Source organism: Bacteroides sp. MSSM.1001136sp1_RTP21357st2_D2_RTP21359_211015 (assembly GCF_040913205.1).
Taxonomy (GTDB): Bacteria; Bacteroidota; Bacteroidia; order Bacteroidales; family Bacteroidaceae; genus Bacteroides; species Bacteroides ovatus.
This window is the reverse complement of sequence record NZ_JBDFVF010000023.1, coordinates 15,093-29,115: the sequence shown is the minus strand read 5'-3', so window position 1 is coordinate 29,115 and position 14,023 is coordinate 15,093. Positions and strand designations below refer to the sequence as shown.

General features: G+C 43.3%; 12 protein-coding genes. 4 read left to right on the top strand and 8 right to left on the bottom strand.

What is annotated here, in order from left to right; translation table 11 throughout:
• Positions 1 to 47: 47 nt before the first annotated feature.
• Positions 48 to 221 (bottom strand): hypothetical protein, encoded by a 174-nt coding sequence (locus tag AB5217_RS15295; protein WP_004301069.1) that lies wholly within the window; start codon positions 219 to 221, stop codon positions 48 to 50.
• A 145-nt stretch (positions 222 to 366) separates the two neighbouring features.
• On the opposite strand from AB5217_RS15295, the gene AB5217_RS15290 reads away from it, so the two are divergent.
• From AB5217_RS15290 to hydF, 4 genes are all read left to right on the top strand, one after another.
• Positions 367 to 1,836, top strand: a complete 1,470-nt coding sequence (locus tag AB5217_RS15290) for a 4Fe-4S dicluster domain-containing protein (protein WP_004311775.1) — start codon at positions 367 to 369, stop codon at positions 1,834 to 1,836.
• Positions 1,817 to 2,869: a [FeFe] hydrogenase H-cluster radical SAM maturase HydE gene (gene hydE / locus AB5217_RS15285; RefSeq protein WP_368112681.1), complete on the top strand. Its 1,053-nt coding sequence runs from the start codon at positions 1,817 to 1,819 to the stop codon at positions 2,867 to 2,869. Before AB5217_RS15290 ends, hydE begins: the two co-directional genes overlap by 20 nt.
• Positions 2,866 to 4,287, top strand: coding sequence for a [FeFe] hydrogenase H-cluster radical SAM maturase HydG (gene hydG / locus AB5217_RS15280; protein WP_004311777.1), 1,422 nt, complete (start codon positions 2,866 to 2,868; stop codon positions 4,285 to 4,287). Before hydE ends, hydG begins: the two co-directional genes overlap by 4 nt.
• Before the next feature lie 76 nt (positions 4,288 to 4,363).
• Complete coding sequence (gene hydF / locus AB5217_RS15275; protein ID WP_368112682.1) at positions 4,364 to 5,551, top strand: [FeFe] hydrogenase H-cluster maturation GTPase HydF; 1,188 nt, start codon at positions 4,364 to 4,366, stop codon at positions 5,549 to 5,551.
• A gap of 119 nt (positions 5,552 to 5,670) precedes the next feature.
• On the opposite strand, the gene hisS is transcribed toward hydF, so the two are convergent.
• The 7 genes from hisS to AB5217_RS15240 form a co-directional block, all read right to left on the bottom strand.
• Positions 5,671 to 7,035 (bottom strand): histidine--tRNA ligase, encoded by a 1,365-nt coding sequence (gene hisS / locus AB5217_RS15270; RefSeq protein WP_004327108.1) that lies wholly within the window; start codon positions 7,033 to 7,035, stop codon positions 5,671 to 5,673.
• Positions 7,036 to 7,200: 165 nt separating this feature from the next.
• Positions 7,201 to 7,881: a zinc metallopeptidase gene (locus AB5217_RS15265; RefSeq protein WP_004301089.1), complete on the bottom strand. Its 681-nt coding sequence runs from the start codon at positions 7,879 to 7,881 to the stop codon at positions 7,201 to 7,203.
• Positions 7,882 to 8,001: 120 nt separating this feature from the next.
• Positions 8,002 to 9,300, bottom strand: a complete 1,299-nt coding sequence (locus tag AB5217_RS15260) for an alpha-L-fucosidase (protein WP_195646409.1) — start codon at positions 9,298 to 9,300, stop codon at positions 8,002 to 8,004.
• A 109-nt stretch (positions 9,301 to 9,409) separates the two neighbouring features.
• The gene (locus tag AB5217_RS15255) at positions 9,410 to 10,681 is read right to left on the bottom strand and encodes an adenylosuccinate synthase (protein WP_004301093.1); all 1,272 of its coding nucleotides are present in this window, start codon (positions 10,679 to 10,681) and stop codon (positions 9,410 to 9,412) included.
• On the bottom strand, positions 10,678 to 11,166 hold the full coding sequence (locus AB5217_RS15250; RefSeq protein ID WP_004307184.1) for a Fur family transcriptional regulator: 489 nt from the start codon (positions 11,164 to 11,166) through the stop codon (positions 10,678 to 10,680). The genes AB5217_RS15255 and AB5217_RS15250 overlap by 4 nt, the downstream gene beginning before the upstream one ends.
• 82 nt (positions 11,167 to 11,248) lie before the next feature.
• Entirely contained in the window at positions 11,249 to 11,911 is a 663-nt protein-coding gene (locus AB5217_RS15245; RefSeq protein WP_004301097.1) for a DNA alkylation repair protein, read from the bottom strand.
• Between the two features lie 6 nt (positions 11,912 to 11,917).
• On the bottom strand, positions 11,918 to 13,966 hold the full coding sequence (locus AB5217_RS15240; protein ID WP_004301099.1) for a dipeptidyl-peptidase 3 family protein: 2,049 nt from the start codon (positions 13,964 to 13,966) through the stop codon (positions 11,918 to 11,920).
• Positions 13,967 to 14,023: the final 57 nt, after the last annotated feature.

The window sequence follows — 14,023 nt, the reverse complement described above, 5'->3', positions numbered from 1 at the left end:
AAAAATACGAATTCCTCCGGATTATCCTACCTTTCGGTTGCTTGTTTTTATTCGTCTGTGTCGATACAAGTGATCTCTATCTCATGTATCTGCTCCAAGTATTTTTTGGTAGAGCTTACCAAAGAACTTCCCATGTAGAATAAAAACATCAGGCTGATAATAACCATCAATGCACCAATCATGGCAAAACGACTGCGCTGTTCAAAAATACTGCTATTCATAACTCTGCCTCCTCTTATTTTTTGTCCACTACAAAGATAACACGCGAGGGCTACAAAAAAGTTACAAGAATGTTTCAAAAAACTTAAATATTGAAATTCTGTTCGTATCTTTGCACCAACTAACTAACAACCTCTTTATTACAATATGGCATTTACGAATAATATTATGATTGTCCGGCATAAACTGCTGGCAGACCTTGTTAGACTCTGGAAAAACGACGAATTAGTGGAAAAGATAGACCGGCTTCCGATTGAGTTGAGTCCACGAAAATCGAAACCCCTAGGACGGTGTTGCGTACATAAAGAACGCGCAGTGTGGAGATACAAGACTTTTCCTCTGATGGGACTGGATATGACAGACGAACACGACGAAGTTACCCCACTTTCCGAATATGCACGATTGGCATTGAGTCGTCCCGAACCAGACAAGGAAAATATCATGTGCGTCATCGACGAGGCCTGTTCTTCCTGTGTACAGATCAATTATGAAATAACCAACCTTTGTCGCGGATGCGTGGCACGTAGTTGTTACATGAACTGCCCTAAAGATGCGATACGTTTCAAGAAAAACGGTCAGGCAATGATTGACCATGACACATGTGTCAGTTGCGGTATTTGTCACAAGAGTTGTCCTTATCACGCTATTGTATATATTCCCGTACCTTGTGAAGAGTCTTGTCCGGTAAAAGCTATCAGCAAAGATGAACACGGCATAGAGCACATTGATGAAAGCAAGTGTATCTACTGTGGAAAATGCATGAATGCTTGTCCGTTCGGGGCTATCTTCGAAATCTCACAAACATTCGATGTATTGCAGCGCATCCGTAAAGGGGAAAAGATGGTCGCCATCATCGCCCCGTCTATTTTGGGACAGTTTAAAACTTCTATCGGACAAGTGTACGGTGCTTTCAAGGAAATTGGATTTACTGATGTGATCGAAGTGGCCGAAGGTGCTATGGCAACCACCAGTAATGAAGCACACGAGTTACTGGAGAAACTGGAAGAGGGACAGAAGTTTATGACTACTTCCTGTTGCCCTTCTTATATCGAACTGGTAGAGAAACATATTCCGGATATGAAACCTTATGTTTCTACCACCGGATCACCGATGTACTACGCTGCACGGATTGCCAAAGAGAAGCATCCGGATGCTAAGGTTGTATTTGTCGGTCCTTGTGTAGCTAAACGAAAAGAAGTACGTCGTGACGAAGCGGTGGATTATATTCTGACGTTCGAAGAAATCGGTTCAATTCTCGATGGACTGGGTATTGAACTGGAACAGGTACAGGAGTTCTCTGTATTACATACGTCTGTTCGCGAAGCACATGGATTTGCACAGGCAGGTGGTGTGATGGGAGCCGTCAAAGCTTATCTGAAAGAGGAAGCGGAGAAAATTAATGCGATACAAGTGTCGGACATCAATAAAAAAAATATCGCTCTGCTGCGTGCCTGCGCCAAGACAGGAAAGGCTGCGGGACAGTTTATTGAAGTGATGGCATGCGAAGGAGGATGTATCACCGGACCGAGTACGCATAACGACATTGTTTCGGGACGTCGCCAACTGGCACAAGAGCTACTCAAACGGAAAGAGAGCTATGAAACAATGGATCGATAAACTACGGCAGGAAAGAACACTGACACCGGAAGAGTTCCGGCAACTGTTGACCGGATGTGACGCAGAAATTCTGCGTTACATCAATAAACAGGCGCAGGAAGTCGCACTCCTCCACTTCGGAAATAAGATTTATATCCGCGGACTGATTGAAATCAGTAACTGCTGCCGGAATAACTGTTATTACTGTGGTATCCGAAAAGGGAATCCGAATATCGAACGTTACCGGTTAATCCGAGAGAGTATACTGAACTGTTGCAAACAAGGCTATGAACTGGGATTCCGCACCTTTGTATTACAAGGAGGAGAAGATCCTGCACTAACAAACGATCAGATAGAAATGACTGTTGCCCGTATCAGACAGGAGTATCCGGATTGTGCTATTACGCTGTCACTCGGTGAAAAATCACGTGAGGCATACGAACGTTTCTTCCGTGCCGGAGCCAACCGTTATCTGTTACGTCACGAAACTTATAATGAGTTGCATTACCGGCAACTGCATCCAGCGGAAATGTCCGGCAAACGACGCCTGCAATGTTTAGCGGATTTGAAAGAGATCGGTTATCAGACAGGAACCGGAATCATGGTCGGCAGTCCGGGACAAACAGTAGAGCATATCATTGAGGATCTATTGTTTATAGAAAAGCTACGCCCGGAAATGATTGGCATCGGGCCTTTCCTGCCCCATCATGATACACCTTTTGCCGAATATCCCAGCGGAACGGCGGAACAGACGATTCTTCTATTATCCATTTTCCGCCTGATGCATCCGTTCGCATTGATTCCGGCAACAACAGCCCTTGCCACTCTCATTCCTGATGGCAGGGAACGGGGTATTTTAGCAGGTGCGAATGTGGTTATGCCTAACTTGTCTCCTCGAGAGGAACGGAGAAAATATGAATTATATAATGACAAAGCTTCACTCGGAGCGGAATCTGCCGAAGGGCTGGCTGCCTTACAAAAGCAATTGAAGACCATCGGCTACGAGATTTCTACCGAAAGAGGCGACTTTAAGTACACTACAGAGAATATATGATATACCAAAAAGATTCATCAAAAGCAGAAGAGTTTATCCATCATGAGGAGATTCTGGATACGCTGGAATATGCGCAGAACAATAAGGATAACCGTGTCCTGATTGAACAACTGATTGAAAAAGCGGCTTTGTGCAAGGGACTGACGCACCGGGAAGCGGCTATTCTGCTGGAATGTAACCAACCTGACCTGATAGAACGTATCTTTCATCTCGCCAAAGAAATCAAACAGAAGTTTTATGGCAACCGTATCGTCATGTTCGCACCGCTTTATTTGTCGAACTATTGCGTAAATGGTTGCGTATATTGTCCGTATCATGCTAAAAACAAGACGATTGTACGCAAGAAACTGACGCAGGAGGAAATTCGCAGGGAAGTGATTGCTTTGCAGGACATGGGACATAAGCGGCTCGCTCTTGAAGCGGGTGAGCATCCGTCACTAAATCCGATAGAATACATTCTTGAATCTATTCAGACGATTTACAGTATCAAACATAAAAATGGAGCAATCCGCCGGGTAAACGTAAATATCGCAGCTACTACAGTAGAAAATTATCGCCAATTAAAAGAAGCGGGTATCGGTACGTATATCTTATTCCAGGAGACTTATCACAAGAACAACTACGAAGCACTTCATCCCACCGGTCCGAAAAGCAATTATGCCTATCACACCGAAGCAATGGACCGTGCCATGGAAGGGGGAATCGATGATGTAGGTATTGGTGTGCTTTTCGGTTTGAATACTTATCGGTATGATTTTATCGGATTGTTAATGCATGCCGAACATCTGGAAGCCAAATTTGGCGTAGGTCCTCATACAATCAGTGTGCCGCGTATCTGTTCGGCGGATGACATTAATGCCGGAGATTTTCCGAATTCAATTTCCGATGAGATATTCAGTAAGATTGTAGCTGTTATCCGAATTGCCGTTCCTTATACTGGAATGATTATTTCCACACGTGAATCACAAGAATCACGCAAGAAGGTACTCGAATTGGGTATCTCACAAATCAGCGGCGGCTCACGTACCAGTGTAGGCGGATATGCTGAAACGGAATTACCCGATCATAATTCCGCGCAATTTGACGTAAGCGATACCCGGACATTAGACGAAGTGGTCAACTGGTTGCTCGAACTCGGATATATCCCCAGCTTCTGTACTGCCTGTTACCGGGAAGGACGGACAGGCGACCGTTTCATGTCATTAGTGAAATCCGGTCAGATAGCCAACTGTTGCGGACCGAATGCCCTGATGACTCTGAAAGAGTATCTGGAAGATTATGCTTCCGAAGATACCCGCCAGAAAGGATTAGAATTGATTCTAAAAGAAACAGACCGAATCCCTAACCCTAAAATCAGGGAAATAGCTATCCGAAACCTCAAAGCCATAGCCGCAGGGCAAAGAGATTTTAGATTTTAAATCATACGCCAATGTGCTAATATGTCGATGTGCCAATTGGCTGCGCATGAATTAACAAATTGATAAATTAGTAATTATGAGCTTAACAGATACTCCAAGTGCAAGCAGACTTCATATAGCCTTTTTCGGTAGACGAAACAGTGGTAAGTCTTCTCTCATCAATGCATTGACAGGACAAGATACCGCCCTCGTTTCAGATATTCCGGGAACAACTACCGACCTTGTATCCAAAGCTATGGAAATTCAAGGTATTGGTCCGTGTTTGTTTATAGATACTCCGGGGTTCGATGATGAGGGAGAACTTGGAGAGCTGCGTATCAGCCGGACTTTAAAGGCTATTGAGAAAACAGATATTGCATTGCTGCTATGTGGAGATACTTTTTCTCATGAAAAAGAGATGCTGGCACTATTGAAAGAGAAGAATATCCCTGTCATTCCGGTACTGAATAAAATAGATATACGAGAGAACAGTGATAGCTTGGCCACGTATATTGAGGAAGAATGTAAAATACGCCCATTACTTATCAGCGCCAAAGAAAAGACAGGAATTGAACAGATCCGGCAAGCCATTCTCGAAAAGCTACCCTCGGACTTCGGTCAACAGAGTATCACCGGGGAACTTGTGACAGAAAACGACCTTGTACTTCTGGTTATGCCGCAGGATATTCAAGCTCCAAAAGGCAGACTGATTTTACCACAAGTGCAGACTATCCGTGAATTGTTGGACAAAAAATGTCTCGTAGTGACTTGCACCACTGACAAGTTTCCGGCAACCCTGCAAGCCCTTGCCCGTCCTCCGAAGTTAATCATCACCGATTCACAAGTTTTCAAAGCGATCTATGAACAGAAACCAAAGGAAAGTGAACTGACTTCTTTTTCTGTACTTTTCGCAGGTTATAAGGGGGATATTCACTATTATGTAGAAAGTGCAACTGCGATTGAAAGACTGACGGAATCGTCACGTGTACTGATAGCGGAGGCTTGTACGCACGCTCCCCTTTCCGAAGATATAGGAAGAGTGAAACTCCCCCGTTTGTTACGGAAACGAATTGGAGAGAATCTGCAAATTGATATGGTAGCCGGAACTGACTTTCCACAAGACCTGACTCCTTATTCGCTGGTAATCCATTGCGGAGCATGTATGTTCAATCGTAAATACGTACTTAGCCGCATCGAACGTGCACGGGAGCAACACATTCCTATGACGAATTATGGAGTAGCGATTGCTTTCCTCAATGGAATGCTAGATCAAATAAAGTATTAAATCCCGGTCAAAAAGAAAGAGTCCGGTGCAATACCGAACTCTCGCAATATACAGTAAATTATTAACTGCTCAACTTTTGGGATGCAGTTAATAATTTTATAATTTCAATTCATCGCTGCTTATTTCTTCACAGTAGCAATCAGCTCCTCTGCTGAAACAAGATTCTGTTCTCCTGTCTCCATATTCTTCAGCATTGCTTTGCCTTCGTTCATTTCATTCTCACCGACAATAGCTACAAACGGAATATTCTTTGCATTAGCATAGCTCATCTGTTTCTTCATCTTGGCTGCATCCGGGAAAATCTCTGCACGGATACCGGCAGCACGCACTTTCGATAAAATACCCATAGAGAATGCAGCTTCCTTTTCACCGAAATTGATAAACAGAACTTCTGTTCCATTCACAGCTTCTTTCGGATAAAGTTCGAGCTGGTTCAATACGTCGAAGATACGGTCTGCACCGAAAGAGATACCTACTCCCGACACTCCTGCCATACCAAATACTCCGGTCAGATTATCATAGCGACCACCACCTGTGATACTGCCAATCTGTACATCCAACGCTTTCACTTCAAAGATAGCACCTGTATAGTAATTCAGTCCGCGAGCCAATGTCAGGTCAAGCTCGATTTCATTCTTCAAGCCCATTGTTTCCAATGTATTCAGGATAAATTCGCTCTCTTCCACTCCCTTTAATCCTACTTCACTGGCTGATAATACATTTTTCAATGTTGCCAACTTTTCCGCATTCGTGCCGCTAAGGAGAATAATCGGCTGCAACTTAGCAATAGCCTCATCACTGATTCCCTTCTCTTTTAGTTCGACATTTACATTATCCAAGCCTATTTTGTCCAGCTTGTCAATCGCTACGGTAATATCGACAATCTTATCCGATTCGCCTATAATTTCAGCGATACCGGAAAGAATCTTACGGTTGTTAATCTTAATACATACACGAATATTGAAACGACTGAAAACAGTATCAACAATCTGCATCAATTCCACTTCGTTCAATAACGAATCACTTCCTACAACATCGGCATCACATTGATAAAACTCACGATAGCGTCCCTTCTGCGGACGGTCGGCACGCCATACCGGTTGAATCTGATAACGTTTGAACGGGAAAGTGATCTCATCACGATGCATCACCACATAACGGGCAAAAGGTACTGTCAAGTCATAACGCAAACCTTTCTCACAGAATTTGCTTGCCAGTTTGGCAGCATTACGGCTTAACAATTCTTCGTCAGTAATCCCAGAAAAGTAATCTCCTGAATTCTGAATCTTAAAGAGTAGTTTATCCCCTTCATCGCCGTACTTTCCCATCAGTGTAGAAAGCATCTCCATCGAAGGAGTCTCTATCTGCTGGAATCCATACAAATGATATACGTCACGAATCGTATTGAATATATAATTACGCTTCGCCATTTCTACCGGCGAAAAGTCACGAGTTCCTTTAGGAATACTTGGTTTTGCTGCCATAATATTACTGTTTATAATTTTAATTGTGCAAATTTACTGCAAATTTCCGAGCAATGCTTACATATATTTGAAAAAATCCTCCATAGTCTTCGGAAAGACTGCGGAGGATCTCTTTTTATTTTATAGAAAGAAGCTGGTAAACCTGCCTTTTCCCTTTTTCATTTCTTAGTCTCTTCTACCCATGAAGATCATGATGTAGTAAACCAATGTAGCCAATGAACCTAATGCAGCAACTACATACGTATAAGCAGCAGAACGAAGAGCATCTTCAGCCTGTGCATGATTGTACGAATTAGTAATGCCGGATGAGCTCAACCATACCAATGCACGTTTACTTGCATTGATTTCCACCGGCAGCGTGATAAAGCTGAACAGTGTAGTCATAGCAAACAGGATAATACCTGCCAGCAATAACTGCGGGAAAGAGTTTATCAGCAAGATACCACCCAACAATACCCACGTCATAATGGAAGAAGCAAAGTTCACAACCGGAACCAGCGCACTACGCATCTTCAACGGAGCATACATACGTGCATGCTGCACAGCGTGTCCACATTCATGGGCCGCTACGGCAGCCGCCATTATGCTGTTACTTTCATACACCCCTTCACTCAAATTCACTGTTTTGTTAGTAGGATTGTAGTGGTCGGTCAACCGTCCCGGCGTATGTGTAACCTGCACATCATAAATTCCATTGTCATGCAACATCTTCAAAGCAACATCGCGTCCTGTCATTCCGTTTCCTGTAGGAATCTTAGAGTACTTCTTGAATTTGTTTTGCAAATTCATCTGTACCAACCAACTGACAACAGCGATTCCTATAAATAATACCCAATAAGACATCATATACTTTTCAATTTTAATTATTACTCTATATATCTATAAACAAATTGTTTGCCAAAAATAAGGGGAAACGTTCAATGTCAGAATAGTTTCCCCTTGCTTTTATGAAGAATTAGCTAAAAATTAGTCAATTGTCAGTTCTACTACATAGTCAATATCTTTCGGAACCTCGGCGAATTCGAGCAAAACACCAGTTTTCGTCTTTGTGAAACGGACCGGAGACTGATCTTTAAACAAGACTGCTTTCTTGACCTTCTTTCCTGTCAATGGCAGGAACAAAGCTGCATCTTTCAGGTCGAGGATATGTACATAGAGTTTATTTCCTTTTTGTGTGGTCACTCCCCAATCATGCGGAGCAACTATGCCGCTTCGTGTTCCATAGATCGTTTCGCCATATTGTTTCATCCACTCTCCCATCTCTGCCAAGCGTTGCACAGCTACCGCAGGAAGTTCCCCATCAGGTTGAGGGCCGATATTCATCAAAAGATTGGCATTCTTACCGGCTGCCTTCACCAGATAGTGAATCAATGTCTTTGTAGATTTATAATTCTGGTCGGTAATCTTATATCCCCACATACCATTCATTGTTTCGCAAGTTTCCAACGGCAGGCGACTCACCTCCTGTCCAGAAAGTCCCGAAGCATTCTCACCCGGCAGATCGCGTTCGAAAATCTGAATATCTTCTCCATCAAAAGGCGTCTGATGATGATTGTTACCCACCAGGCAGCCCGGTTGGAGTTTATGAATCAAAGCATACTGCTCTGGTAATTCCCAGTTAAAAGATTTAGGTTGGTCCCACCATCCGTCAAACCAGATGGCACCTATCGGACCATAATTCGTCAGTAACTCCGTCAACTGGTTATTCATGAATTGATAATAGCTTTTCCAATCCCCTTTCGAGTTCGAACGTCCCGTCCCCTGTCCTGTACGTCCCCAGGGATAGTCCTCACGCGCCCAGTCAAGATGAGAATAATAAAAATGAAGCTTGATTCCCTGCTTGGCACAGGCAGCTGCCAGTTCTTTCACAATATCTCTTTTAAAAGGGGTGGCTTTGACTACGTTATAATCCGAATACTTAGTATCGAACATAGAAAAACCTTCGTGATGACGGCTAGTAAAACAGATATATTTGGCTCCCGAAGCTTTAATAGCCTCCACCCATTTATCGGCATTAAACTTGGAAGGATAAAATCCACCTGCCAGTTTGGCATACTCTTTATAATTCAGATTATTGTTTGTCATAGTCCACTCACCGGTAGCGAGCATGGCATATAGCCCCCAATGAAGAAAAATACCAAACTTATTGTCCTGAAATTCCTGCCGTGCTTTCAGATTCTCTTCGGCAGGCTGATAAGGAGACTGTGCAAATGCTCCCAAGTTCATGACGAACAACAAAAGGAAAGTAATAAAACGTGTTTTCATAAGGCGTACATTATTTTTCTGTGTGTTTAGAATAGACTACAAAGGCTTGAATAAAAAAGGCGGAGTTTTTCTTCAATCTCCGCCTTTCCTCCATATAATAAATCAATGGTTATTCTTCTGTATAACGTTCGATCGTCTGTGCTCTGTCCGGTCCTACAGAAACAATCTTGATTTCTACGCCAAGTTGTTCTTCCAGGAAAGTCAGATAAGCGTTGAACTCTTCCGGGAATTCATCTTCGCTCTGCATCTTGGTCATATCTGTCTGCCAGCCCGGAAGCTCTGCATAAACAGGTTCTACCCCTTCTGTGATGTCATACGGGAAATAATCGATTTCTTCACCATTCACTTTGTAGGCAACACAAGCTTTGATTGTTTCGAAAGTATCGAGTACATCGCTCTTCATCATAATCAATTTGGTAACCCCGTTTATCATAACGGAATACTTCAGCGCTACCAGGTCGATCCATCCACAACGACGTTTACGTCCGGTAACAGAACCGAATTCATGTCCCAAAGTACACATCTTGTCACCTGTTTCATCAAACAGTTCTGATGGGAACGGGCCTGCTCCTACACGAGTACAGTATGCTTTGAAGATACCATATACTTCACCGATACGGTTAGGCGCCACTCCCAGTCCGGTGCAGGCTCCCGCACATACGGTATTGGAAGAAGTCACGAACGGATATGAACCGAAATCAATATCAAGCATAGTACCCTGCGCTCCTTCACAAAGAACGCTCTTACCATCTTTCAACAGATTATTCACTTCATGTTCGCTATCTACAAAATGGAATTGTTTCAGGTATTCGATACCTTCCAACCATGCTTTTTCCAGTTCAGTAAGATCGTATTCATAATTCAGGCTCTTCAGAATTTGTTCGTGACGAGCTTTTGCGGCAGCATACTTCTGGTCGAAATTATGAAGAATATCACCTACACGAACACCGTTACGGCTCACTTTATCCGTATAAGTAGGGCCGATACCCTTGCCGGTAGTTCCTACTTTGGCGTCTCCTTTGGCTGCTTCATAGGCAGCATCCAGAATGCGGTGTGTCGGAAGAATCAGATGAGCTTTCTTTGAAATGTGCAAACGTTCTTTCAGCGGATGACCTGATGCTTCAAGCGCTTCTGCCTCTGCCTTAAACAATGCCGGATCAAGTACCACACCGTTACCGATGATGTTTACCTTGTTTCCTTGAAAAATACCGGAAGGAATAGAGCGGAGCACATATTTCTGTCCTTCGAACTCAAGCGTGTGACCGGCATTCGGGCCGCCCTGAAAACGAGCAACCACATCATACTTAGGTGTTAAAACGTCGACTACTTTTCCTTTACCTTCGTCGCCCCATTGTAATCCTAATAGAACATCTACTTTCATTTTTCTTTTTTATTGTTGTTATTTACTTTTTTCCGTTTGTTAGCTCTGTCGCACTTACCACATACTCCATATATATATAAGGAGTAATGCGAAAGCTGGAAGCGGCTCAATTTCGTATTTTCAATGGCATGCTGTAATTCCTCGTTCTGAAACTCGGTCACTCTACCACATTGAGTACATATCTGATGATGATGTGTCTCGCGATTATATGATTTTTCGTATTGGGAAGAAGTGCCAAACTGATGCTTAATGACCAGTCGTGCATTGATAAGGAGGATAATGGTGTTGTAGAGAGTTGCACGGCTCACCCGGAAATTCTCCTGGTCCATCATCCGTGAATAAAGCATGTCAATATCGAAATGACCGTCGATAGAATAAATAGTATCGAGTATGGCGTAGCGTTCAGGAGTCTTACGATGCCCGTTCGCCGTGAGATATTCCGTGAATATCTGCCTTACTGTATCTTTCACGTTTTGAGTTTCCATCATCAGCCAAAATTAGCGCGAACAAAGTTAAGCCTTTTTTGCGGAAAGCAAAAGAAATTCCTAGAAATAAGTAATGGGTTAATTATTCTTCAGTCTCTTCTTTCACCATGTTGTAGAGCATCTGCTCCCCTTCCAAGGTAGAATCAGCCATTCCCTCCACCAGACGGCATACTTGAAAGGCATGTTCTTCACTATGCTGCATATATTTGCGGATAACCAATAAAGCAGCGTTACGAACATGATAACTGTCGGAATGTACAGCACAGATTGCCTGATCGAGTAATTCGCCGGAGGCGCGTTCGGTCATATCCCCTTTCTTCATCAGAAGACGGGCAGCAGTCAGAAAACCGCAAGTCTGTATATACTCTTGCTCATCTGCAATCCAGTGAAAAGATTTGGCCGGAGCATACGGCAAATGCTGGAAGAGATTCATGCAAGTCAGCTCGGCTATTTCGATATTCCGGATATTTTCTACCCAAATGTCGGCTATCTCAGGATAAAACGTTTCAATCGGCTGAAGCATCCCCGCCAGAATTTTACATTCGCGAATGTCCTCTTTCCACAGAGCCTGTGCCAGGTCATGATTCTTTTCATAATTTTCGGCAATCATCTTGATACGAGGCAGTTCCACTCCGAAATTGAGTTTATAAACCAGCCCTTTCTCACGCATACTTTGGGACACAGCCCCGTTCATAGAGAGACGGAGCTGTGTCTTGATATCTTTTAATTGTTCTTTTATATCCATTTCAAATCAGTTGTTTATTGAAGGCAGCGGAGAATAATCAGTGCTGTAACGCAGCATTTGTTCTACATAACCTTCATCATAGGAAACTGTGACATCTGTAACAGTTCCGTTTTCATCTGTCACCAGTTCGTATTTCGGATTCACAAAGCCTTTGTAAGGAGCTAGATTCAGCTTCTTATAGCGTTCCAGAACTTCTGCATGCAGAGCCGGATCCACTTTTACCGCATAGTTTTCTACCAATGTACGAGCACCTTCAAAATCGCCAGTCGACTTGATGCGCTGAATTTCAGCTAATAATTCGCCGAAAAGCTGACGTACCTTCTGATAGTCATTGATAACCACATAAGTCTTTCCGTCTTTCTTCACCAGTTCCACCGCTTTATCGGCAGCTCCTTTTTCAAATACCCAACGGGCTATCAGCTGGCGATTGCGCATGTGAGCTTCTTCAACACTATTTCCCGGTTCGATACGTACCAGTTGTGTCATCAACCCGTTCATCAGATAAGTATAGTATTGAGCCTTATAAGCATCGGGAGAAGAGAGCAATCCCAGTTCCACCAGCTTCGGATCGGCTACATAATACAATCCGAATAAATCAGCACGTGCCTCTTCGATGGTAGAGCCATAAGCCTTCAATGCATCCGGATCTACGCCCGGAAGCAACTTACCGGAACCGTGTCCCAAACATTCGTGCAAGTCCGTATGCAGCTCGTCCGTTAAGTCAGAATAGGCATCAATCAGTTGTATTTCAGCATCGCTATAAACAAATTCTTCGTTGAATCCGTTTCCGTGAGCAGCTTTATTATAAGCGTCTGTTATATTTCCGATTGTTACTGACTTAGAGCCGTGATGAGCACGAATCCAGTTAGCATTCGGCAGATTGATACCGATAGCTGTTGCCGGATAAAGATCACCTGCAAGGATAGCAGCAGTAATCACTTTAGCCGATACCCCTTTCACCTTTTCTTTCTTGAAAGATTTATCAACCGGAGAATGATCTTCAAACCATTGCGCGTTACTGCTGATAATCTCCGTACGATGTGTCGATTCCAGATCTTTGAAGTTCACCAAAGATTCCCAACTCGCTTTCATCCCCAGCGGGTCGCCGTAACTTTCAGTAAATCCATTCACAAAATCTATTCGTGAATCCAAGTCTTTCACCCAAAGAATAGCATATTCATCGAAATCTTTCAGATTGCCTGTTTCATAGAATTGAATCAGCTTGGTGATAACGGCCTTTTGCGCCTCACTCTCTGCCACACCTTCCGCTTTCTTCAGCCAATAAACAATCTTCTCAATAGCCTGTGTATAGAGTCCGCCTACTTTCCAAACCTTCTCTGTCAACTTTCCGTTTTCTTTTACCAAGCGACTGTTCAGTCCGTAAGAAACCGGTGTTTCGTCTTTCGGGTCTTTCATATCACTATAAAAACGTTCTGCCTCTTTCTGCGTCACTCCATCGTAATAGTTACAAGCAGAGGTCAATACAAGATCTTCGCCATCCGCCTGGTTTACCCGCTTCGGCATAACTGCCGGATCGAAAATCACCGGGAACAGCTCGGCACAGAGTTGATCGGCAGTCTGCCCTTTCTCCAGCGGAAGCAACTTGGCATCCAGACCGAGCACGGCCTGTTTCAAGAATTCCTGTGAGAAGTTCGGCACAAATTTCTCCGTACCATAGTGATGATGAATACCATTGGAGAACCATACCCTTTTCAAGTACACCTCCATGTTTTTAAAATCAGGCGTCGTTTTATCCCCCTGATAGTTTGTATATACTGCTTCGAGCATCCTACGGATTCTCAAATTATATTTTCCATTCTGGTCAAACAGAATATCCCTTCCTTCCAGAGCAGCCTCTGTCAGGTAATAAATCAGTTCCTTCTGTTTCAGCGTCAGTTCCTCAAATCCGGGAACCTTATAACGCAATATTTGTAAATCAGCAAATTGTTCCACTGTATAATCAAATTTTTCTGCTTCAGCAGTTGTTGTTTTACTTCCTCCGCACGATGTTAAGAGCGTGGCGGCCACTGTCATTAAAATCAGATGTTTTCTCATAATGTTAGTATTGATTAATTAAAATGAGAAAAGGAATTATCTCCAAAATCTTTCATT